Source organism: Terribacillus sp. DMT04 (assembly GCF_019056395.1).
Lineage (GTDB): Bacteria > Bacillota > Bacilli > Bacillales > Amphibacillaceae > Terribacillus > Terribacillus aidingensis_A.
Genome location: NZ_CP077639.1, coordinates 2947691 through 2971459, shown reverse-complemented (window position 1 = coordinate 2971459; position 23769 = coordinate 2947691). Strand labels below are relative to the sequence as shown.

The following is a 23769-nucleotide window of genomic DNA, read 5'->3' as shown; positions in this document are numbered from 1 at the left end:
AAGAAAAAAGACGAGGAAAAATCCTCGTCTTTTCTAATGAGCATGGGTATGAGAATGAGATTCTGCATCATGCTGACACATGAGGGATTCCTCGTGTGTATGAGATGCTGTTTCCATTTGAATAGTTACGTGGCCAATACCTAGATGTTCCAAATCGTGCTCAATGTTTCGGAGCATATGCTGGCTTTCTTCGACTAGTAAATTTCCTTGAACGACCGCATGGCAGGAAAGAGCATTTTGTCCGCTCGTGATGCTCCATACGTGCAAGTCATGAATGGATATAATACCAGGTGCCTTTTCCATGCAATCAATGATTTTAGACATTTCCACATTACGTGGCGTGCCTTCCATTAGCACGTGAATAGCATCCTTCGTTACACGCCAGCCGCTTGTGATAACAAGAGAGGCAACGATGACGCTGGCCACGGGATCAGCCCAGCTCCACCCGAAAAGGAGTACAAGTAAAGCAGCGGCGATGGCACCTACCGAACCTAGCAAATCGCCTATTACATGAAGGAAAGCTGCTCGGATATTCAAGTTGTCGCTTGTATCGCCGCGCATGAGAATCCAAGCAACGACTATATTTACAAGAAAACCAATAACAGCGATCGTCAGCATGCCGCCTGAAACAATATCAGCAGGCTCTTGGAACCGTTGAATCGCTTCATAAAAGATGTATAGCGATACTAGAATTAACGTAATACCATTGAATAGTGCAGCTAAAATCTCAAATCGCTTATACCCGTATGTTTTGCTGTAATTCGCTACGCGCTCGCCGATTATGAAGGCAAATAAACCGACGCCTAGAGATACAGCGTCACTCAGCATATGGCCGGCATCGGACAGCAATGCAAGGCTGTTTGTGAGGAAACCTCCAATTGCTTCTAGCAGCATGAAACCAGCTGTCAGGATAAAACTAATCAATAAAGCTTTTTTATTGGCATTATGTCCGTGATGATGATGACCATGTGCATGATCGTGTACATGTCCGTGTCCCATACATATTCCTCCGATAGATTAATTATGGCAGGCGTGATTAATGGCTTCTGTTAATAAATCAATGACGTGCTTGTCATCATGTGAATAATAAATCGTTGTACCTTCCCGTCTGGATTTTACAAGACGGATTTTTTTCATGGTACTCAGCTGATGCGAAACAGTAGATTGATGCAGTTCCAGTTTCTCTGCGATTTCATTGACACTGTATTCTTGGTCAAGAAGAAAATGCAAAATTCGGATTCTAGTCGGATCACCAAGTGCTTTAAATATTTGCGAAACGTGCGTTAATTGCGCTTCTGTCAAATCCGGCTGCATTTTATATTTCATGGGCAGTCGCTCCTCTTATTTGCTTATATGCATATATTAGCATATATAAATATTCTAAGCAAATTCTAATCTTACTCTAACTTATAAATTTATTACTAAATTAGCAAGGTAATAAGGAGGAGGGCGGCCGGAAAAGTAAATGTTATTGCACAGGCGGATAGAGGTAGGAAGAAAGAACCGGTAAAGCAAAAAACTCACAATTATTTTACAAGAACTACGCAAATACTTCTGTGCAAAAAGGATTCAAGAAGCACAGTTTCTATCAGTATAGGAGGATAGTTTGTTTAAAAAAACTAAAGAAAATGCTGTTCATTTATGAGAATAATAAAATCTATAGACAATGGTATGATATACAAATTTCTTATTTTCACGAATACTTGGTTTACCAGCTAAATGAGAGGAGGCAGCAGACAGCTTTTCTGCAATGTATGTTAATGAAAAGACAAGGTGACAACAAAAACGAAAGGCAGTGATGAGATGAGAAGACTTGGAAGATACAACGGTTATAATTTGCAAGCGCTACGGCGGGATATTATTGCCGGAATTGTCGTCGGTATCGTTGCTATTCCACTTGGCATGTCCTTTGCCATAGCATCGGGAGTCAATCCAGAGTATGGTTTATATACAGTCATTATCGGTGGTCTGCTTATTTCATTACTAGGCGGATCAAGGTTCCAAATTGGAGGACCGACAGGAGCTTTTGTCCCGATTCTGCTTGGAGTCGTGATTCAATTTGGCTATCAGGATCTTTTGCTGGCAGGTATGATGGCTGGGATATTGCTTGTTTTATTCGGTCTGCTGAAGCTCGGAAGTTTAATTAAGTTCATTCCGCGCCCTGTTGTTATTGGATTTACTGCAGGAATTGCTGTCATTATTTTCACAGGTCAGATTGGAAATTTCACAGGCATACAAGCAGAGCAGGAAGAGGGATTTTTACAAAAGATGCAAGCGCTCGCAGCAGCTGCAGACACAATTAATCTATATAGTGTGATTGTGGCAAGTGTATCATTAGCGGCAATACTGCTAACTCCGAGAATTCTCCCTAAAGTACCTGGTGCGCTAGTAGGGCTAATTCTATCAACAATCGCAGCAGTCTTATTCTTTCCAGGAAACGTTGCAACGATTGGCAGTGTTTACGGAGATATTCCCAGTCAGCTGCCGCAGCTGCAATTTCCGGCTGTTACATTGGACAAGATCATCTACTTGCTGCCCTCGGCTATCGCGATTGCTTTATTAGGCGGAGTGGAATCACTTTTGTCGGCCACAGTGGCGGATAATATGGCCAAAACGAAGCATCACAGCAACCGAGAGCTCGTCGGACAAGGTATAGCAAATATTGCTGTTCCGCTTTTTGGCGGTATACCAGCAACAGGTGCCATTGCTCGCACGGCAACGAATATACGGAATAAGGCTTTCTCGCCTGTATCGGGTGTTGTGCATTGTATTTTCGTATTGCTCATTTTGCTTCTGCTAGCACCTTATGCTTCGGCCATTCCGTTAGCCAGTATGGCACCGATTCTAATGGTTGTTGCCTGGAATATGAGTGAACGGAAAGAGGTAGTTCACATCATTCGCATGCGTACATTCGATTCGTTTATTCTCGCAGTTACCTTTGTACTGACTGTTCTGGCTGATTTGACAGTTGGAGTGGGATGCGGCCTGCTGTTAGCTTTTGTTGTTTTTGTTAAACGAATGAGTGCAGTCCTGTTTGTAAAAGATGAACAAATCAATATCAAAGAAACAGATGGATTACGAATATGTCAGTTTGAAGGACCTTTATTCTTCGGATCTACCGATATTTTAGAAAATGAGGTAGAGAAAGCGATGCGCGAAGAACCGGATTCGCTTGTACTTGATTTGCAGAAAGTCTCTTATATGGATACATCCGCTGAAGCTGCACTGCACAAACTTGTAGAACACTACGAAAAAGCCAGCAAACAGCTGCTGTTACTTGGTGTCCATGGACAGCCAGAACGACTGCTGAAAAAGACCGGATTGCTTGCGAGAATTGGAAAAGAGCATACAGTAAATAAACGGGAGGAAGCCGTCCGTATATGCACATCTTAGCCCCAAAAGAGGCGGGGCCTTAACTGTTTAAGCTATATAAAATAAAAATCCAAACAATACTGCATTGTTTGGATTTTTTGCATTGAAAACGAAGATGAGAGCATCGCTTCGTAAATACACTCCGCTTTCCCGCGGGAGTCTCCGTGTATTTCCTACGCTGATTTATGTTATGGGAAACCTTCACTCGTGTAGACAGAATACGTAGACTCCTCGAAAATAAGAAGCAATTTTCCTGTCGTTGTCTACTTCAAGAGCCATTCTTGTCCGGTGTTAACAGCTAAAGTTGGAGAGGCAGCAGCCGTCAGAGGGCTGCGTTATAAAGTATGAATCTAGTCATCGTTCGCTTTTAGGATCAATTAATCTTGGTTTTCCAGGCTCTTTTTATGCAAAGGCGCATATAATTATCGCCTTGTATAGAAATCTAGTGGAAATGATTGATACATATACGAAACATTGATTAACCTTTGCCAATATATGCCGATATAAAGAGCATGACTTTATTCGGGAAAGGGATTTTTATACATGAGAAAGCCATTAGCGAAGCAATTGGCATTTGCTTCTTTATTAACGGGTTCAATCTTTCTGCTGCCGGTTGAGAAAGCAGATGCTCAGGAACAAAATCAAGTAATCGTTGTCTATGAAAATAAACAAGGAGAGCAGGATATAAAAAATAGCGGGGCCGTTGTAAAAGAGCAATATGACCGGCTTTCTGCAGCGACAGTTTCAGCTGATGCAGATTCCATTGAAAAATTAAAGCGTGACCCTGATATTAAGTATGTCGAGAATAATGTTACCTTCTCTATCGCAGAAAGTGGAGAGGCACCATCTCAAGTAGCAGAACAATGGAATCTGGCATCCATTCATGCTGCTTCTGCCTGGGAAGCAGGTTTGACAGGAAAAGGTGTGAAAATAGCAGTGTTGGATAGCGGAATCGCTCCGCATCCCGAACTCGCGATTGCTGGAGGTTATGCAGCTGTAGACTATACAACTTCTTATGCAGATGATAAAGGGCATGGCACACATGTAGCCGGTATTATTGGTGCAAAGCATGACCAGCAAGGGATAGATGGAATTGCTCCAGATGCAGCATTATTTGCAGTCAAGGTTCTTGATGAGAAAGGCGAAGGAACACTCGCTGATTTATTAGAAGGAATTGATTGGGCAATTGCCAATAACATGGACATTGTTAATTTGAGCATGGGCTCTGCTGATTCCAGCGAAGCCATGCAAGACGCTATGAACAAAGCTTACCAAGCCGGTCTTTTGTTAGTAGGTGCGAGTGGAAATGAAGGTGCTGGCCATCCAGTCGAGTATCCTGCCGCTTATGATGCTGTCATTGGCGTATCCGCAACCGATGCACGTAACAACAGTGCAGCTTTTTCCTCCGTGGGCAGTGAGGTAGAGTTTGCAGCTCCGGGGAAAGACATCGTCAGTACTTATCTTGGTTCTGAATATAGGCTGATGAGCGGCACATCGCAAGCTACATCTCATGTTACAGCTATGCTTGCTCTTTTGAAGCAGCAGTATCCGAATGATACAAACGTACAGCTGCGGCAGCGCTTGCAGCAGTATACCGCTGATTTGGGACAAGCAGGACGAGACGAGCTTTATGGGTACGGATTCGTTCAATATCCGCAACCTGAATCTCAAGAAGTAAGAAAGCCTGCTGAGGCAGAATTAGCAACACAACAAGATGCTGTTAAACAAGAAGTGCAGCACAAAGAAATAGCGAATAGCGAGACAGATAAAGAGCAGAAAGAAGAGCAAAACAAAAAGGAAGAAGCAGCAGCGTTACAGGAGCTAGTGAATGATCTCGGTATGACGGAGAAACAGTTAGCAGAATTATTCACAAAGCATGATTTAGATTTGTACAGTTATTCGAAACTAAAAGCTATAAAAGACATTATCTATCAAGACGTAAATGACATATCTGTTCATTTCGTTTTGGAGGAAAATGGCATGAGTGAGGAAGAGTTGGACGAGCTGCTGGCAGCTAACAATCAGACACTAGCTGACTTTACAAGTTTGCAAGAATTAAAGGATTATATCGCTGCCCAAACAGAGCGTGAGGAAAAAGCTTCACCTTTACCGGGAGTGATGCAGGAAAAAGAAGAATCAAATAAGATGCCAGCATCTGCGGAACCTAAGTTGAAGGTAGAGCCAATTATAACAAAAGAAACTCCTGAAAAAGAGAATGAGGAAATCGTACTCTCCTATAAAACAGCTGAGCATGACAAGTTGGAGGATAAAACAAAAGGTGAGCAGCTGCCGGACACTGCTTCCTCGTTCGGTAATGTAATAGCTGCGGGGGTTGCTGTTGCTTCCGTCGGGGCGCTCCTTTATGTGATCGAGAGAAGAAGAAAGAGATATTGAGATTGCTAAGCTGCTTTGTATAAATCAATCATACTTTTTGCTGTATAGATTCCAGCTTCGAAGTAATAAAAATGAATAGAATTTCTTATTGAGAGGAAAAAAACACACCCAATGAATTTTTCAACGAAGATTGTATACCTTGTTTCGTTGTTGCTGAGCCTGGTCATTTGCTTTCCTGCTGTTAAAGCGTATGCAGAGGAAGATAAACAGCTAATCGTCGTGTATGAAAACAAAGAGGGAGAAGAGGCTGTTCGTGAAAGTGATGCCGCAATTGATGAAACGTATGACAATTTGCCAGCTGCGGCTGTAACTGCTGATGCAAAGACAGTCAGAGACTTGAAGAAAGACCCGGATATTAAATATGTGGAGCCGGATAGCAGGATTTATTCAACTGGCAGCAGTACTGCTGTGCAGGCATCCTCACAGATTTTAAATCAATGGAACCTCGCTCCAATTCAAGCGTCTTGGGCTTGGAGGGAAGGAATTACTGGTAAAGGGGTTAAGGTAGCTGTTATAGACAGTGGCATTTATCCACACCAAGATTTAAATATAGCCGGAGGATACGCGGCAGTAAATTACACAACCTCTTATAAAGATGATGCTGGACATGGTACACATGTAGCGGGTATCATTGGCGCAAAACATAATCAATATGGTACCGACGGTGTGGCTCCGGATGCAGAACTTTATGCTGTTAAAGTATTGGACAAAGCTGCCGCTGGAGATATGTCTGACCTCTTGGAAGGTATCGATTGGGCAATCTCAAACAAGATGAACATCATCAATGTGAGTATAGGGACAAAGTATAAAAGCAAGGCGTTGGAGGATGCAGTAAAGCGTGCATACCAACAGGACATTTTATTGGTTGCTTCGAGTGGAAATGGAGGAGCTGGGCATCTTGTCAATTACCCGGCAGCCTTTAATGAGGTTATTGCTGTTTCTGCATCTGATTCGAAAAATAATATTGCTTCTTTTTCCGTTGTAGGAGATAACGTAGAGTTTGCAGCTCCTGGTTCAAACATTTACAGTACCCATCTTGGTGCTAATTACGCGATCATGAGTGGTACTTCACAAGCTGCGCCGCATGTATCAGCGATGCTGGCGCTGTTGAAGCAGCAACATCCAACAGAGACCAATAACCAGCTGCGCTTGCGACTGCAGCAGAACAGCAAGGATCTTGGAGAAGAAGGCAGAGATCCGCTATTTGGATATGGACTGATTCAATATCAATCTGATCAAACGAAGAGCTATCAGCAAGCATTAGATGCTGTCCAATTGACTGAGAAGAGACAAACGCTAGCGAATTACGATAAAGCGCAGCAAGTAGTGAAAGGTTTATCAAACAGTGAGGAAAAACAAAGCTTACAAAAGCGTTTGGACAACATAAAACAAGTCATCATACTGCAGGAAGCGAAAGATAAAGTTTCCAAAGCCGAGAAAAGCAAGCAGAATAAGGATATAGCTGCAGCACAATCTGCGGCAAATAAAGTGACGAATCGTACAGAGAAAAAGAGTCTGCACAATCGACTGGATAAAGTGAAACAAGCACTGCTAGTGAAAGAAGCGAGTTACAAAGTCGGGCAGTCAGAGAAAAGCAAGATAAAGAAGAATGTGGACATTGCACAAAAAGCTATTCAGTCATTGGCAAAAGGGAAAGACAGGACTATCTTGCAAACACGTCTCAATAAGGTGAAGCAATCACAGTTTCATGCAGCAAATGCTAGCGTAAAGGCTGCTGAGAGATCGCCTGCTGACAAGAATCTTAAAAAAGCACAAAGTACCATTAATGAGCTGCAAGCAGGAAAAGATAAGGATAGTTTACAAAAGCGGTTGGAAAAGTTGAAAAAGAAACTGTCTGATGCAAAAAAGCTATCGGATGCAACATACAAAGTGAAAAAAGCTGAGAAAGACAGAACAAAGAAAGCGAAGCAAGCCGCCCAATCTGCAGTTAATAAAGTAAGTTCCTCTAAAGATAAGAAGACCTTACAGACAAGAATTAATAAAATAAAAGTAAGAAGATGAAAACGGAACTGAGACATAACTGTTTAAGCTATATAAAAATCCAAACAACAATTAACAGCAGCGTTGTTTGGATTTTTGCATTGGAAACGAAGGTGAGAGCGCCGCTTCGGAAATACACTCCGCTTTCCTGCGGGCGGCTGGGGAGCCTCCTTGTGCAAAAAACGCACTGCGGGGGTCTCCCCTAGCCTTCCTCCCGCGGGAGTCTCCGTGTATTTCCTACGCTGATTTGTGTTACAGGAACCTTCACTAGTGTAGGAGGAATACGTAGACTCCTCGAAAATAAGAAGCAATTTTCTTGTCGGTGTCTGCTTCACAAGCCATTCTTGTTCGACGATAACAGCTAGAGACAGCAGCCGACAGGGGCCTGCACGAAAACGTATAGATCTGGTAATAGTTCGCTTTTGGTTGAATTATTCTTGTATTGCCAGGTTCGTTTGCTTATAATTCCACCGTTGCTTCGCCGATTCGTTTTACCCCTCGAATGCGGGACACATCTTCAGCCAGCTGCAAAGCTGCCTTATCTTTTTGTTTCGCCTCAATCATAAAATCTACGTCCTGCCCGATTGCTTTCAATTGCTTAATCAATGGCATCAAAAATTCCACATCTACATAGTCGGCATGACTGCGGTAGGCTTTCTCGGATTTGGGGGAGGAGGTATGAATCTTCGGCACATGCTTTCGATTCTTCCATGTATCCATGAAGCGGGGCAGAATCTCCTCTAACGGCTCCTCCTCGGTATGGTTCGCCATATAATGATGAATATCAAACATCATTGGAATTTGATGTTTTTCGCATACTTCTAATGTTTCCGTAGTCGTATAGGTTTTATCATCATTCTCCAACGTCATTTGAGCTTTAATCGGCTCGGGAAGCTGTTTAATATTTTCATGGAACCGTTCTAATGCAAGTTCTTTATTGCCATATGCACCCCCGACATGGATATTAATATACGCTTCGTCTTCTAAGCCCATCGCTGTCAGCATATTGTAATGGTACTGCATATCTTTGACTGCATTTCGGGTGATATGAGGTTTATCACTCGTAAACAGGGTAAACTGATTCGGATGAAAGCTTGAGCGTATATCGTATTCCCGAACGAGCCGGCCAATTTCTTCATATAAATCAGTGAACGGTGAAATATAGTCCCATTGCACTTCCTCATGCGTTGCCAATGGTGCCAGCGACGAAGAAAAGCGGTAAAGTTTAATTTGATGGGCGATATTATAATGAAGAATACGGATGGTTCGCTCTAGATTCTCTCTCGTAATAGCATGCAGCTGAGCTGACCTCTCTTCTTTCTCCAGTTTGGACCAACGTGCATAAGTCATGGTTTTTGCTGGTGAAGCTTCATATAAATTCAAGGCTGTTGATACGTAGCCGAAACGGATGTTCATACATCTTCTCCTTTGTGACAATCTCATGTTATTTTCCCCTTCTTTCAGCCTTGGTAATCCTCTTTTCCAATGCTAGTCCATGTAACTGTCTCTGCATATCTGTATAATTAGAGAAGAACCAGAAAAAAAACGAAACTTTTTGTATCCCGAGACGTATAGAAGGTACAAGATATAAGGATGGTGAAAGTTTTGGGTATTCTTTCCCGCTTATTTAAGAAAAAAGCTCCTGAACGTCCTGCTGTGAGAGAACGCCATGCGCTCTCCATTCAGGTGGGTGATATTGTTGAATATGATTTGGTCACTTACGAAGTAGTCGGTAAGATCACTTCCAGACAAGGAAATTATGAGTGGTTCGACTACCAGCTCGTGGAGGGAGACACGATAATATGGCTTTCAGCGGAAATGGATGATGAACTGGAGCTGGGCATATACAAAAAAGTTCCGCTTGCTGTTTCGAAACCGTATCCGAAGGAGCTAACGTACGAAGGCAGAAAATATTTCCTTGATGAACAAGGTGAAGCGAAAGTCGTTGGCGAAGGAAGAAGCCGGAATGTAAATGGCTCAATCGTCCACTTTGCAGATTATTACGATGAAGAAGAAGAGCATTTCCTTGGGCTTGAAGGTTGGGGAAGTGAAGTAGAAGTAAGTTATGGTTACGAAATTAACACGCGTGAGATCAAAATCATTGCGGGTTCCAATTAAAATTATTAAAGGAGAGATTTTGTATGTTTAAATTTTTTAACAGAATGAAGACGGTTGTGAGTTCAGAATTGAATGCGATGTTAGATAAAGCGGAAGATCCGGTAAAAATGCTCGATCAATTCATGCGTGACATGGAAGCGGATATTCGTGAGGCTGAGACAGCAGTAGCAAAACAAATTGCCAACGAAAAAATGTTAAAACGAAAATACGATGATGCAAAAGCAATGGCTGACAAGCGCCAGCAGCAAGCAGAAACAGCAATTGAAGCGGGCAATGATGATCTAGCGCGCCGTGCACTGGAAGACAAGAAGGCACATCAAGAAACAGCTGATACCCTTCATGCTTCTTGGGAACGTGCAGCAAGTGATGTAGCATCCATTCGTCAGAAACTGGATGAAATGAAGAAAGAATATGCTGAAATGAAACTGAAGAAAGATTCCTTAAAAGCACGAGCAGAATCTGCAAAAACACGTACAAAGATGAACCGTACAATGTCCGGTATTGGAAGCGATGAATCACGCGGCGGCTTTGAACGCATGGAAGAAAAAGTACTGCAGTATGAAGCAGAGGCAGAAACAAGTGAGGATATGTCCAAGTCCAACCGTTCACTTGATGATGAATTTGCTGCATTGGATAAAGGCGGAGTCGATGATGAGCTTGCTGCTTTGAAAAAGAAAATGGGCAAAGAATAAGCAGCCACTACGTTCGGCAGGCTGACCCTTGCGTGATGCAAGGGTTTTCGTCTGTCAGCAATACATACGGAGTATAGAAGAAGGGAGGAGCCTTCATGAAATATTGGCTGGCAGGGATTTGCTTAATTTTTGTTTTTGTTTTGGCTGGCTGCGGTGATTCGAATAACGATGCTGCTTCAATAAGTGACATTCCAGACGAGCCGGAAAAAGAAACGGTAACGTCAAAATTTGAAAATAGTGCAGGAGAATCAATTGAAACATTAATTGATAACAACTTCTACTTACTGGATGTTGTATCTGGAGAGAGAAGCGGAAATGCAAATGTTTACGCGACTCGTCTATATACAGTCGAAGAATTAATTGAATTGTTCAAACAGACAGAAGGCCCGGATGAGATTAGCGAAAAAAAGAACGGACAGCAAATTATTATTTATGATGATGTGTTCATAACAGTGAAGCCGAGTGAAGAAGACAGCGATGTTACACTAATTGAAGTGGCAGACAGGACATTTGTCCGTGAAAACTACTCCCCGAACTACTTGAATACTTTCTTTACATTTGCTTTGTTGAATTCTCTTTTTGGTAATAATTGGAGTCAAAGCAGAATGAATACATGCCAAAATGGCGGCTGTTATGGCGGTTATACATCAGCAAACCGTACGAACGATGGTGGCTCAGGCGGTGTCAGCCGTGGCAATTCGAACTATCGCGGCGGCGGTCCGAGTGCGGGAAAATAAATAAAAAACAAGGAGGCAAAGTCTTATGAACCCATTTTTATCGACGTTTTTGTACTTTATTATCGCAGTTGTGATCGTTATTATTGGTCTTATTATCTTTGAACTGATCACACATAAATACAAGGATTGGGAAGAAATCGAAAAAGGCAATACAGCAGTAGCACTATCAATTGGCGGTAAGGTAATCGGAATTTGCTTGGTGTTGTCATTTTCCATTTATCACAGCAGTGAACTTTGGGAAACACTCATTTGGGGTGCTTATGGAGTGCTTCTGCAAATGATTGCTTACTTCGTTTTTGAAGGTGTAACGCGACGATTTTCTGTTCAAGCCAAGCTGAAGGAAAACAACGTGGCTGTCGGGATTGTCTCGCTGGCAGTTTCGGTAGGACTTGGATTTGTTATCGGTGCGTCGATTACGTAAGCTTAAAGCAGTTCGGAGATGAAAAATGATGCAGCAGAGAGTAATGAATAAAACTTCGCTCATATACTGGGCTTCCGGTATTGTATCAATTTGCGGTATCGTGTTTGAAGTTTTGTTTGGAGCGCTGGGATCTTATATTCTCGGAGATGGTGTGAAGCAATATACGCTCACCATCTCTTTGTTTTTGACAGGTATGGGGATTGGCGCGAGTATTAGTGAACGAGTAACGAAGAATTTAATATTAGCATTTATCTACATAGAATTTTTCGTGGCTTTAATCGGCGGATTTTCCAGTTTTACAATGTTTGGGATTACAGCATATACCCCCGAAGGAACAGATGCATTTTATTTGTATTTGGTTACGCTAATTGTCGGTACGCTGACGGGTGTGGAGCTGCCGATACTTATTCGTAAGGCAAATGAAATTGGAGAGACGCTGAATCGAAGTACGGCACGTGTGCTGTTCAGTGATTATGCTGGAGGATTAATTGGAGGGTTGCTGTTTGCTTTCCTGCTTCGCCCCCAATTCGGTATCGTTAAGTCTGCCTTTTTAGTAGGGCTAATTAACTTAGCAGTAGCATTAGTTGTTCTCTGGCTGTTCCGCTCAGAAGTAAAGCGTTTAGCGATTCATGCTCTAGTCGGCTCAGTCATTGGTATTCTGCTGATATTGGGTGTCTTTTTCGGGGAAGAAACAGCGTTCTCCTTCGAGCAGAAACTATACCAGGATCCGATTATCCATATGGAACAAAGTCAGTACCAAAAAGTTATCCTCACACGAAATGATGATGATGTGCGTCTTTACTTGAATGGAGGTCTGCAGTTCAGTTCCATTGATCAGCATCGCTATCATGATGCGCTCATCCATCCTGTCATGTCCCAGGCGAAGCAGCATGACCATGTGCTGATTTTAGGCGGAGGGGATGGTCTGGCTGCGAATGAGGTTTTAAAATATGATGATGTACGGGATATTACCTTAGTGGATCTTGATCCTGCTGTGACCGATTTAGCTAAAACAGAGCCGAAGCTACTTGATTTGAATAATCGTTCTTTGCACAATGAAAAAGTGACAATTAAGAACGAAGATGCGTTTAATTATTTAATAGCATCAGACCAGATATATGATGTTATTATTGTGGATCTGCCTGATCCGAATGATGAGAGTTTAAACAAGCTGTACACGGAAGAATTCTACTCTTTAGTCCGTAATCATATGCACCCGGAAGGAGCGATGATTGTCCAAGCTACCAGCCCAGTTTTCGCTACGCAATCTTACTGGACAATTGACGAAACAATCCGCGGAACCGGCTTGGAGACGGAGAACTTCCACTTAGATGTTCCAAGCTTTGGCAACTGGGGTTTTGTCATGGCTAGCAGAAATCCGATTGATGCCAATAAGCTAGAGGTGACAGTGCCGACACAGTATTTGAAATCGTCTATGATTCCGGGAATGACAGAATTCGGCAAAGATGAAGATAGAGAAATCATCAAAGCCGACGGAGAAAAGGCTGAACTTCGGCCGAATACACTCGTCGATCCGCATTTAATTGAGATTTATCAGTCGGAATGGAAGCACTATTAATCTTCGCGCGGCAGCAATGCCCGATAAGCAACAGGAGAAGTGAGTACAGTAGAAGTATTGAATGTCCCGTAAGGTATGAGCCGATCAATCAGTTCCCGCATCCCATTCATGTCGGGTACAGCTGCTTTCAACAAGTAATTAATCGGACCTGTCACACGGTGACATTCCAATACTGCTTCTTCTTTTGCAATTAAATACTCAAATTCTAAGTGAGGAATCTTCAATTCACTTACTTGAATAAATAGGAGGATATCCAGTCCTACTTTTGCATGTGCCACACGAGCTGTATAATGCTCAATTACACCCCGCTCTTCTAATCTTGCCATACGCTCCGATACACTCGGTCTGCTCAAGGAAAGCCGCTTTGACAATTCGCTTATCGTAATACGGCCATCATGCTGAAGCAATTCCAACATTGCACGGTCAATATGATCCATCTTATACGCTTCCTTTCACATTGCAGGTGAGTCCTGCATATTATTTTCAATATGAACCTTAAAAGAAGGTATTGCCTGCAAATATCTATTCATTTCTCGTGTTATTTATTCTAACATAGAAAGTGAGTAAAGAGGATATCGGTCATACTTACTTTGTGCATCTAGGTGATATTATGATGGGTTTCTAATTAGAGAGGAGCATGTCGTTTTGCTGCATAAATATCTCAAAATCGTACTAGGCTGTTTCCTGGCCAGCATTGGTCTGTATATGCTGAAGAGCACAGAGCTGGTAACAGGCGGAACAGCAGGACTTTCATTAGGATTTTCCTATTTGCTTTCACTGCCATTTGGAGTTGTATTCTTCCTTGTTAATATCCCATTTTATATTTTCTCCTTCGTCAGGATGGGATGGCGTTTTACGGTCACTACAATTGCTGCTGTATCCATCTTGACTTTGTTTACCTTTCTCCATCCGCTATATCCAGCCATTGCACTGCCAAGCATCATTGCCAGCGTTGCTGGCGGATTAATTATTGGTTTTGGTTTGATTATTTTGTTCGCAAACCAAGCATCTTTAGGAGGAGCAAACATTCTTGCTTTGTTTCTGCAGAAGCGTTTTAATACGAATCCAGGAACGGTCAACTTTATCTTTGACTTCTGCGTTGTACTGCTAAGTCTTTATTCTGTAGGTCTTGTGAAAGGGATTTACTCAATTGTATCTATAGCAGTGACTTCTTTTGTTATTAGTTATTTCAAAGAAAAATTCGCCAAACCAACGCCAAAACCCCAACCAAATCCAGCACCAGCTGCTCAAGCGGCCAAGTAGACGAAGGATAAATCCTTCGTTTTTTAGTGGTATAATTTGGCTTTAGAGGGGGCTGAAGAATGGAACGAGATGTTTTGAAACGAAGACTTGAACACTTGGCTGCGGACAGCAGCCATTTGAATAAAGAGGAAATAAATCATTTGGTGCCGTGTATGCTGCTGTACATTGGTGATCGTGATTCAGTTTTACGGGATAGACTTATTTACGGTTTCAGCAGCTCTTGGATTGCTGAAGGAATGGTATCCTCTCAAGTTATGATACAAATTCTAGAAAAGGTCATCAGCCGTGCATATCTGTTCCATAAAGAGACATATACAAGGAGCTTTTCAACTTTATGGGTTGCGGCACTTCTTAATCGGCATCGACAAGAGGCTTACTTGTCTGCCGCAATGGTCCAGCAGGTTTATGACGCACTATACCGTTATATCGAGCAAGAGTCCAATGGAGAAGGCTATGATGAGACACATGGATGGATTCACACATTAGCACATGCTGCCGATGCTTTGGACGAACTGATTGTACTGCCGGAAATAACAGCGGATCAACGCTTGCAGCTTGTATCAGAAATCGTTAACAAAATGGCATTTCCCTTCCGTGCCTTGGCGTATGAAGAGGACGAACGGATGGCCGTTGCCGTTAAGTCTTCTCTGCAATCCGGTGTTGATCCAGAGAAAATCGCCGATATTGTAGAGAAAAAAGCGGAACAAGTGCTTGCGCTATGGCCGGAAAGTACAACCGCTAATCTGCTAATGAGATCAAACTTTAAACAATTCATTAGAAGTCTTTATTTCTGCCTAACTGCTTATCCTTCTTTACAAGCAATGCTATATGAATATGAACAGTTATTTTCTGGTATCTATCATAAAAACCAGCCTTCCTGATTGTTGTGGTGGTGCATTTTGTTATATGATATTCCGGAAAGTCCGTTTTAAATCTAATATAAAAGAGTGATGCTAAATGGAACAACAATTCACATATACAATGCCTCCTGAATGGGAGGAGCATGAGCGTACGCTGATTAGCTGGCCTGTAAAGGAATCGCTCATTTATCCAGAGGATTGGGAGTCTGTTTGTGCCGGGTATACTGAACTTATTCTAGCGATTGCAGAATTCGAGCCAATCACTGTTTTGGTAAATGCTAAGGAGCAAGAGATAGCAGCTGCTTATGTAGGAAACAAGGCTAATGTAACGCTGCTGGAAATTTCTCATAATGATGCGTGGCTGCGTGACAATGGTCCAACATTTGTCCGTGATGATGCTGGTAACTTGGCAGGTGTGAACTGGCGATTTAACGCATGGGGAGAAAAATACTTCCCGTGGGATTTAGATGATGCAGTAGCTCCAGCTGTTCTGGAGCACTTGGATGTAAAGAAATTGGATGCACCAATTGTGATGGAGGGTGGCTCTATACACGTGGACGGTGAAGGGACACTCATTACGACAGAAGAATGTCTCTTAAATGCAAACCGTAACCCGGATCTTTCTAAAGAGGAAATCGAAGTGTACTTGCGCCAATACCTTGGTATTGAGAAAGTTATTTGGCTGAAGCGCGGAGTGGCTGGAGATGAAACAGATGGACATGTTGATAATGTTGCCAGCTTCTTGGCACCAGGCAAATTATTGCTGCAGGTGACAAATGATCCTGACGATGAAAACTATGAGATAACACAAGAGAATCTGCGAATCCTTGATGAAACAAAGGATGCAAAAGGCCGCCAAATCGAAGTTGTTGCTGTCCAGCAGCCACCAAAGATTAGCTGGAACGATACACGTTTAACACTTAGTTATATTAACTTTTACTTTGTGAACGGAGGCGTCATTTTACCGGTATTCGGAAATACAGCAGCTGGGACAGATGAGCGTGCGATAAGGCTGCTGCAAGCGCAGTTCCCGGAACGCCGTATTCGGACAATTGATGGATTGTCGATCATTAAAGAGGGTGGAAATGTGCATTGTACGACGCAGCAGATGCCATCGGTAAGAGGAGGAAGACAGTGAGAAAAGTAACTGTAGCAGCTACACAAATGGCATGCACTGGAGTGGTCGAAGAGAATATCGCCAACGCAGAGAAGATTGTTCGCCAAGCAGCACAACAAGGCGCGAATATCATTCTGTTACAGGAGTTATTTGAAACACCTTATTTTTGTCAAAAGGAAAAGCCAGCATATTACACATATGCAACTGAACTGGAGCGGAACAAAGCTGTGCAGCATTTCAGAGGAGTTGCGAAAGAACTTGGCGTTGTTCTGCCGATAAGTTTCTATGAAAAGAAAAATAATGCGAATTACAATACTGTAGCCATGATTGATGCAGATGGTACTGTATTGGGCATCTACCGTAAAACACATATTCCAGACGGTCCAGGCTACGAAGAGAAATATTATTTTTCACCTGGTGATACAGGATTTAAAGTATGGGAAACAGCATATGGCAAGATAGGCGTAGGAATATGCTGGGATCAATGGTTCCCAGAAGCAGCCCGCAGCATGGCGCTCCAAGGCGCTGAGATATTACTGTATCCAACTGCCATTGGGTCTGAACCAGAAGACCCTAGCGTCGATTCTAAAGAGCATTGGCAAATGTGCATGCGAGGACATGCAGCTGCTAATCTGATGCCTGTGTTAGCATCCAATCGAATCGGTGTGGAAGCAGATGAAGAATCGTCTATCACATTTTATGGATCCTCATTCATTGCTGGACCACAAGGGAACTTACTGGCAGAAGCAGGCCGTACAGAAGAAGAGATTTTGACAGCTACATTTGATTTGGACGAGCTGGCGATGCAGCGTACAGAGTGGGGACTATTCCGCGATCGTCGACCAAGCATGTACCGTAATATCTTAAGCTCTGACGGTTCTACCATTATATAAAGACGACAAATAGCTGCCAGCTTTGCTTGGCAGCTATTTTAATTTCGTGGAGCTAAAAGCATAACAGCAACTCCAACTATGCATAAAGAAGCCCCAATACAGTCGTATACATCAGGCGTCTTCTTATCAATAAGCCAGCCCCATAACAAGGACAATACAATGAAAACCCCACCATACGCGGCATAGACACGTGCAAAAGAAGGGAAGGTTTGGAAAGTAGCAATCACACCATAGAGTATCAAGGCAATGCCGCCGAGAAACCCGAGATAACCAGCTTTTCCTTCGCGCAGCCAGAGCCAAATTAAATAACCTCCGCCAATCTCGGCAATACCTGCTAGTAAGAAGATGGCTATAGAGAGAAACATATTGAATCTCCTTCATATATCATACACACTTATAATATCGTAATCTAAACAAAAAAACGACCCTAGCGTGGGTCGTTTTAGTCAGTCTTTAAGCAGATTATTTTCTTCAAGGAAGTCTTTTGCTACGCGCTCTACACTCTTTTGTTCTATATCAACTTGATAATTGAGCTCCTGCAGCGAGTCTTTCGTCAGTGCCTCCTGCAGCGGTTCCAGTAATTCCGGTAACTCTGGATATTTTTCTAATGTTTCTTGGTTAATAGAGGCAGCTAAGTTATAAGACGGGAAGAAATTTTGATCATCTTCAAGAATTCTCAAGTTGAGTTCTTTTACTTGAGGATCGAAAGCAAATCCTTGCGTCACATCAATTTCTCCATTATCTATAGCAGTATAGAAAAGTCCAAATTCCATTTCGTTAATATTAGAGGCAGGTACGTTAAAATCATAATATTCTTCTAAACCAGGCATTCCATCATCGCGGTTCGCAAATTCTGTTTCCATACCAAAACGCAGGTCATTCGGGTTCTCATTTACATATGCCGCTAAATCACTTAATGTCTTAATTCCAAGTTCAGCGGCTTGTTCTTCTTCCATTGCGAGAACATACGTATTATTGGCTTCCAAAAGGTTTGTCCATGCCACACCGTTCTTCTTATCTAGCTTTTGAAGTGTCTCCATTGCTTTATCTTTGTCAACAATAGGTTCTTCTCCCAGATAAGTCACCAAAGCAGTTCCTACATATTCCCATGTCATATCTACTTGCTGTGTTTCAATTGCTTGGCGAATTGCTGATGAACCTAAGTTCTGGATTTCTTCTACGTTGAATCCATTATCTTCTAGGATAAATGTGGTCATCTTGGCAAAAATCAGCTGTTCAGTGAATGTCTTAGCTCCAACAGTAATGTTCTTTCCGCCAGGGCCGCATGAACTAAGAACAAGCAGCATGGCTGTTAGTAATGCCAATAGGGATAATCGTCTTTTCATATTATTGGTATCCTTTCATTACGAGTTTTGTGCTTTTCTGGCTAATCGGAGTCCTTTTGGTACCAAGGCAAACTGCAGCCATTTGAACAAGTAATCGATTAGGATGGCTAACAGGGTAACAGGGACAGCTCCGGACATCAGGAAGGCATTATCAAATAGACGGATACCAGTGAAAATCCATACACCTAGACCGCCTGCACCGACAAGATAAGCAAGTGCAGCAGTACCAATATTAATAACTAATGCTGTTCTTACTCCTGCTATAATCGAAGTAAGGGCATTCGGTAATTCTATTTTCCAAAGGATTTGAGAACTCGTTAGTCCCATTCCTTTGGCAGCATCAATCATGTCATCGTCAACAGAATCGATACCGGCAATTGTGTTTTGGATGATTGGCAGCAAAGAGTAGACGAAGAGGGCAACAATTGCTGCGCTGATTCCAATACCGAGAAATCCCATAGCTAATGCGAGTACGGCTAAACTCGGGACAGTTTGACCAAGATTAGCAATACCGATAATCAGCCATTCTGACTTGCGGAATTTTGGTCGTGTAACGAAAATACCAAGTGGTACAGCGAGCAGGACAGCGGCTGCACCAGAAAGTAGGACAATCGTAACATGTTCACCTAGCAGACGAAAGAAAGTGTCCGGTTGTTCAACAATGGTACTGAACATATCATTGGTAAACGCCCATACAAAGAAGGCAGCGAGAAGTCCCCAAAAGACAATCTTAATGATTAGGGCGATGGTTTTATTTGTCCGTTCCATATTTCCAGCCCCCCTCAAACGCTCTCCTTGATCTCACGATGAAGGAACTGCTCGATCAAGTCTAAAGTGATGCTGCCTTTATTCGTACCATTGTTATTTTCTACTATTAATTGATCTGCTTCCTGGTTTAGCAGCTTGGATATAGCAACACGCAAGGAAAGATTTTCATTAATATTTTGCGCTTCGAGAGATTCCGAAACAGGCTTTAATGTCAGCGCGGTTGCCAGATCTTTTACAGTGTAAAGACTCATGCTTTTCAGCACGCGATCTTGTCCAACAAACTCTGCTACAAAACTGTTTGCTGGCTTGTTTAACATTCTGGCTGGCTCAGCGTATTGCATCATTTGGCCGCCTTTAAGAAGGGCAATTTTATCTGCCATTTTCACAGCTTCATCAATATCATGGCTGACGAAAAGAATCGTCTTCTTTAGTTCTTTCTGAATTTGGAGGAATTCCTCCTGAAGATGGGTACGGATAATCGGATCCAACGCACCGAATGGTTCATCCATTAGCATAACAGGAGGATCAGCTGCCAAAGCACGAGCAACACCGACACGCTGCTGCTGACCTCCGGAAAGCTCATGCGGAAATCGTTTACGGTATTGGTCAGGATTTAATCCGACTAAATCCATCAATGTGTTAAATCGGTCGCGCATTTTCTTTCGGTCCCATCCAAGCAAGTTTGGAACAATCATTGCATTATCTTCAATATTCATATTCGGGAAAAGACCATTTGATTGGATAACATAGCCAATATTTCGGCGCATCTCAATTTTATTAGAATGCTTAACGCTTTTCCCATTTAGCATGATATCGCCATCTGTAATGCTTTCCAGTTGGTTAACCATCCTTAATAAAGTTGTTTTTCCACAGCCTGAAGGACCGAGCATAATTACTAATTCGCCTTCCTCAACAGTAAAGTTCATATTCTCAATAGCTTTTACATTGCCATTATATACTTTGGTTACATCATTAAAATGAATCATATTGTCACCCTTATCATTTTTTTACACCTTTTGGTGTGAATAGGTTTTCGATTAGGCGTAAGAACAAATCAGCAATTAATGCTAAAACAGCCACAGAAAGAGCGCCTGCGAGTATCATTGTTGTATTGTTGCGAAGAATACCTTGATAGATAATTCCGCCCAGTCCGCCTGCACCAATTAAAGTAGCAATGGCGCCCACACCGATATTAAGTACAGTCGCTGTACGTACGCCGGCCATAATTAATGGTATTGCATTCGGAAGTTCTACTTTATATAGTCGCTGGAATGTAGTCAGACCAATGCCATTTGCAGCATCCCGTATATCAGGATCGACATTATTAATAGCTGTGTACGTATTCCGAATAATCGGCAGCTGTGAATAGAGTACAAGTGCGATTATAGCGGGTAACGTACCAATTCCTTCATTAATAAGAGAAAGAATAGGAATCATGATTCCAAATAAAGCAAGACTTGGGATAGTCATCATGATCGAAGCAATTTGGAGAATAGTTGAGGCAGCGTATTTATTAACGGAGCAATAAATACCTAATGGGACACCAATTACGATAGCGATAATAATAGCTGAACCGACAAGCTTGATGTGATCCCAGGTATATCCGAGTAAAAACGTAAAATTACTGGTGAAATAGTCAATTAAATCCGAAATGAGTGGGCACCTCCTGAATTTTTCCTGCAAAGGTCCTGGACAGACTTCTGCTTTTTTTGTTATACCCAAATAAGGCAATATTTTAACATGAAATAATAACCATATCAAATTTCAGGATGAGTTACTATGCTAAGCATGTTGAAGCATATAGAAGCATTGGTCTACTTAGACGCAGCTGAATACTTGAAATAGAGCGATATCCGACTCGACAAGGTAGTGGAGATAAGCTTTTGAAAGAAAGAGTAAACTGAAAATTTCTTATATTTCAAGAAACTTATTTACTTTAATCTAAAAATGATGGTAGTATATCTAAATACTATTATGCACTTATCAAATATTTACTATCCGATATGGATTTACGTCCACTATTGGAAAAAGAGAGAAAATGAAGCTTAATAGTCAGAATTAAATAACTATTAAACCGAAGAGGGAGCGAGAATTTAATGAAAGAATACGTAATCGACCGAATGTACAAAGCATCACAAGGAATGGCTAATGCAGTCCTCGTAACCCTCGGTATTGGATTATTAATGGAAACCTTCGGTGAATTTTTAAATTGGCCTACATTAATAGCAGTTGGTACGGTAGCAAAGGCGTTACTAGCGCCGGCTTTAGGAGCTGGGATTGCTGTCCAGCTTGGCGGGAACACATTAGTTATCTTTAGTGCGATGATTAGTGCGACAGTCGGCGGAGCAGCCATGACAGTGGGAGACGATGGATTATTGACTTCTATGGTATCAGGTCAGCCAATTAGTGCAGTGCTGGCAGCCTTGGTTGCAACGTTTGTCGGGAAACGAGTGGCAGGAAAGACGCCGCTTGATATGATGGCAATACCGTTTGCCGCTGTATTTGCAGGCGGGATAGCTGGAGCAGGTCTGGCAGCAGTAACGACACCATTATTAACTTGGGTTAGTGCACAGATTGCTAATTCCGTTACAGGATCTCCGCTGCTTGCATCAATTGTAATTTCACTAGTATTTAGTGTTTTATTAATGACACCCGCATCATCTGCGGCGCTAGCAATTGCATTACAGCTGGATCCAGTATCCAGTGCAGCAGCTTTAATTGGCTGCACAGCACAATTTGTTGGCTTTACATTTATGAGTATTCGTCAAAATGATATGGGTGGTTTTCTGGCGCAGTTTGTTGTTACACCAAAAGTCCAATTCCCTAACTTAATCAAGAATCCGGCACTTGTGATTCCGCCATTTGTAGCAGCAGTTGTGTGTGCACCAATTGCAACAGTGCTGTTTGACTTTACTACAAGCTACGAGCTTGCAGGCTTAGGCTTAAATTCATTCATTGCACCGCTTAACATTCTTGCAAGTCAAGGGGTTAGTGCATTCATCATTTATATAGCAATCGGAGTAGTGCTTCCGCTAATCATTTCACTAGTCCTTTATCATGTTATTAAATCAATCGGCTGGGCGAAAGTTGGGGATTTGAGAATGGAAATTCAGTAAACGAGAAACGCTGCGATATCTGCAGCGTTTTTTTTATTCAAGCAGCACTAATTTTTATTGATATACTGAGAGGAGAAACAAAAAGAAAGGGACGGATACCTTTCATGAAACCCCTTAATCAAGTACTAACGAAATACATGCCATTCTTGACGCCGACTAGTGTGCTGTTAGGCTTTTTGCTAGCAGACATCCTGCATCATGGGGAAGCGCTTGTACCTTGGATTTTTGCTTGTATGACATTTGCAGGAAGTTTATCGGCCAGTTTTAAAAGCTTGCTGCACGCTGTGAAAAATCCAGGTCCAATGCTGCTTTCATTAGCCGTCCTGCACATAGCGATGCCTTTAATCGCACTCGGATTAGGACATTTATTTTTCCCCGGAGATCTTTTCACCATAACGGGACTTGTCCTGCTGACTGCAATCCCAACTGGTATAACAGCTTTTGTTTGGGTTGCTATGCAGGAAGGAGATATTGGGCTTACATTATCGACCATACTCGTAGGTACGCTGCTGTCGCCCATTTTAGTTCCTTCCACCCTGCATTTGCTAGTAGGCGGAGAAGTTCAGATGGAAGTACTTCCAATGATGGAGGGATTGCTATGGATGATTGTTGTTCCTTCACTGGCAGGGATGGTTGTTCACCAATTCTGCAGCAAAGAAACTACCAGTAAACTGAGCACCAATTTAGCTCCATTCTCCAAATTGGGACTGATCTGTGTTGTTTCCATAAACAGCTCTCTAGTAGCTCCGCATTTACATGAGTTTGATGTATCTATTCTTGTTAAAGTCGTCCTTGTATTTTGTTTATCATTTTCCGGGTATCTCCTAAGCTGGCTTCTAGGGAAACTATTTCATTATGAAAGAAGAGAAATCGTCAGCATTACGTTCATCGGAGGCATGCGGAATATCAGTGCAGGTGTTGTGCTTGCCGTCAGTTTCTTTCCTGCTCCCGTCGCTATACCTGTTGTCATTGGTATGCTTTTTCAGCAAGTACTAGCTGCTGTCTTCTCCAGTTTATTGAGAAAATGGAAGTACAGAAAGCTGCTGCATAAAAAATAGCAGGAGGCCGTCATTGGACGGTCTTTTTTTATGT

The 23769-nt window shown here is 42.3% G+C and carries 23 protein-coding genes; 14 read left to right on the top strand and 9 right to left on the bottom strand.

Translation table 11 applies throughout. From position 1 onward, the window contains the following. Positions 1-33: 33 nt before the first annotated feature. Entirely contained in the window at positions 34-999 is a 966-nt protein-coding gene (locus KS242_RS15390) for a cation diffusion facilitator family transporter (RefSeq protein WP_217322138.1), read from the bottom strand. A gap of 18 nt (positions 1000-1017) precedes the next feature. Further along, entirely contained in the window at positions 1018-1326 is a 309-nt protein-coding gene (locus KS242_RS15385) for an ArsR/SmtB family transcription factor (RefSeq protein ID WP_217322137.1), read from the bottom strand. Between the two features lie 477 nt (positions 1327-1803). Between KS242_RS15385 and KS242_RS15380 the strand changes: the two genes are divergently transcribed. The 3 genes from KS242_RS15380 (at position 1804) to KS242_RS15370 (ending at position 7788) form a co-directional block, all read left to right on the top strand. Then, positions 1804-3393, top strand: coding sequence for a SulP family inorganic anion transporter (locus tag KS242_RS15380; protein ID WP_217324193.1), 1590 nt, complete (start codon positions 1804-1806; stop codon positions 3391-3393). 522 nt (positions 3394-3915) lie between these two features. Then, positions 3916-5766 carry a S8 family serine peptidase gene (locus KS242_RS15375; protein WP_217322136.1) on the top strand — a complete coding sequence of 617 codons (1851 nt, stop codon included), beginning with the start codon at positions 3916-3918 and terminating at the stop codon, positions 5764-5766. A gap of 111 nt (positions 5767-5877) precedes the next feature. Beyond that, complete coding sequence (locus KS242_RS15370) at positions 5878-7788, top strand: S8 family peptidase (RefSeq protein ID WP_217322135.1); 1911 nt, start codon at positions 5878-5880, stop codon at positions 7786-7788. Between the two features lie 438 nt (positions 7789-8226). Here KS242_RS15370 and uvsE read toward each other — a convergent pair whose 3' ends face one another. Beyond that, positions 8227-9183 carry a UV DNA damage repair endonuclease UvsE gene (uvsE, locus tag KS242_RS15365; RefSeq protein ID WP_217322134.1) on the bottom strand — a complete coding sequence of 319 codons (957 nt, stop codon included), beginning with the start codon at positions 9181-9183 and terminating at the stop codon, positions 8227-8229. Positions 9184-9372: 189 nt separating this feature from the next. On the opposite strand from uvsE, the gene KS242_RS15360 reads away from it, so the two are divergent. The 5 genes from KS242_RS15360 (at position 9373) to KS242_RS15340 (ending at position 13314) form a co-directional block, all read left to right on the top strand. Then, positions 9373-9885, top strand: a complete 513-nt coding sequence (locus KS242_RS15360; protein ID WP_217324192.1) for a DUF4178 domain-containing protein — start codon at positions 9373-9375, stop codon at positions 9883-9885. A 23-nt stretch (positions 9886-9908) separates the two neighbouring features. Beyond that, positions 9909-10577 carry a PspA/IM30 family protein gene (locus tag KS242_RS15355; RefSeq protein WP_217322133.1) on the top strand — a complete coding sequence of 223 codons (669 nt, stop codon included), beginning with the start codon at positions 9909-9911 and terminating at the stop codon, positions 10575-10577. Positions 10578-10672: 95 nt separating this feature from the next. Further along, positions 10673-11314, top strand: a complete 642-nt coding sequence (locus KS242_RS15350) for a DUF4247 domain-containing protein (RefSeq protein ID WP_217322132.1) — start codon at positions 10673-10675, stop codon at positions 11312-11314. Between the two features lie 25 nt (positions 11315-11339). Next, the gene (locus KS242_RS15345; RefSeq protein ID WP_217322131.1) at positions 11340-11735 is read left to right on the top strand and encodes a DUF350 domain-containing protein; all 396 of its coding nucleotides are present in this window, start codon (positions 11340-11342) and stop codon (positions 11733-11735) included. A 25-nt stretch (positions 11736-11760) separates the two neighbouring features. Beyond that, positions 11761-13314: a polyamine aminopropyltransferase gene (locus tag KS242_RS15340; protein ID WP_217322130.1), complete on the top strand. Its 1554-nt coding sequence runs from the start codon at positions 11761-11763 to the stop codon at positions 13312-13314. On the opposite strand, the gene KS242_RS15335 is transcribed toward KS242_RS15340, so the two are convergent. Further along, positions 13311-13751 carry an Lrp/AsnC family transcriptional regulator gene (locus KS242_RS15335; protein ID WP_217322129.1) on the bottom strand — a complete coding sequence of 147 codons (441 nt, stop codon included), beginning with the start codon at positions 13749-13751 and terminating at the stop codon, positions 13311-13313. The genes KS242_RS15340 and KS242_RS15335 overlap by 4 nt on opposite strands. A gap of 208 nt (positions 13752-13959) precedes the next feature. On the opposite strand from KS242_RS15335, the gene KS242_RS15330 reads away from it, so the two are divergent. The 4 genes from KS242_RS15330 (at position 13960) to aguB (ending at position 17447) form a co-directional block, all read left to right on the top strand. Then, on the top strand, positions 13960-14577 hold the full coding sequence (locus KS242_RS15330) for a YitT family protein (protein WP_254391731.1): 618 nt from the start codon (positions 13960-13962) through the stop codon (positions 14575-14577). A 59-nt stretch (positions 14578-14636) separates the two neighbouring features. Next, positions 14637-15458, top strand: a complete 822-nt coding sequence (locus tag KS242_RS15325) for a DUF2785 domain-containing protein (RefSeq protein WP_217322128.1) — start codon at positions 14637-14639, stop codon at positions 15456-15458. A gap of 76 nt (positions 15459-15534) precedes the next feature. Further along, the gene (locus KS242_RS15320; protein WP_217322127.1) at positions 15535-16575 is read left to right on the top strand and encodes an agmatine deiminase family protein; all 1041 of its coding nucleotides are present in this window, start codon (positions 15535-15537) and stop codon (positions 16573-16575) included. Then, positions 16572-17447 carry an N-carbamoylputrescine amidase gene (gene aguB, locus KS242_RS15315; protein ID WP_217322126.1) on the top strand — a complete coding sequence of 292 codons (876 nt, stop codon included), beginning with the start codon at positions 16572-16574 and terminating at the stop codon, positions 17445-17447. The genes KS242_RS15320 and aguB overlap by 4 nt, the downstream gene beginning before the upstream one ends. A 38-nt stretch (positions 17448-17485) precedes the next feature. Here the strand turns inward: aguB and KS242_RS15310 are convergent, their stop codons facing one another. From KS242_RS15310 to KS242_RS15290, 5 genes are all read right to left on the bottom strand, one after another. Next, complete coding sequence (locus tag KS242_RS15310; RefSeq protein ID WP_217322125.1) at positions 17486-17812, bottom strand: YnfA family protein; 327 nt, start codon at positions 17810-17812, stop codon at positions 17486-17488. 81 nt (positions 17813-17893) lie between these two features. Further along, positions 17894-18793: a glycine betaine ABC transporter substrate-binding protein gene (locus tag KS242_RS15305; RefSeq protein WP_217322124.1), complete on the bottom strand. Its 900-nt coding sequence runs from the start codon at positions 18791-18793 to the stop codon at positions 17894-17896. An 18-nt stretch (positions 18794-18811) separates the two neighbouring features. Continuing rightward, complete coding sequence (locus tag KS242_RS15300) at positions 18812-19561, bottom strand: ABC transporter permease (protein ID WP_217322123.1); 750 nt, start codon at positions 19559-19561, stop codon at positions 18812-18814. Between the two features lie 14 nt (positions 19562-19575). Beyond that, complete coding sequence (locus KS242_RS15295) at positions 19576-20547, bottom strand: ABC transporter ATP-binding protein (RefSeq protein WP_217322122.1); 972 nt, start codon at positions 20545-20547, stop codon at positions 19576-19578. A 13-nt stretch (positions 20548-20560) separates the two neighbouring features. Then, on the bottom strand, positions 20561-21214 hold the full coding sequence (locus tag KS242_RS15290) for an ABC transporter permease (protein WP_371747641.1): 654 nt from the start codon (positions 21212-21214) through the stop codon (positions 20561-20563). Positions 21215-21657: 443 nt separating this feature from the next. Here KS242_RS15290 and KS242_RS15285 point away from each other — a divergent pair, with 443 nt between their 5' ends. Together KS242_RS15285 and KS242_RS15280 are read left to right on the top strand one after the other, a co-directional pair. After that, the gene (locus tag KS242_RS15285; RefSeq protein ID WP_217322121.1) at positions 21658-22677 is read left to right on the top strand and encodes a PTS sugar transporter subunit IIC; all 1020 of its coding nucleotides are present in this window, start codon (positions 21658-21660) and stop codon (positions 22675-22677) included. Between the two features lie 104 nt (positions 22678-22781). Next, positions 22782-23735: a bile acid:sodium symporter family protein gene (locus KS242_RS15280; RefSeq protein WP_254391730.1), complete on the top strand. Its 954-nt coding sequence runs from the start codon at positions 22782-22784 to the stop codon at positions 23733-23735. Positions 23736-23769 lie beyond the last annotated feature (34 nt).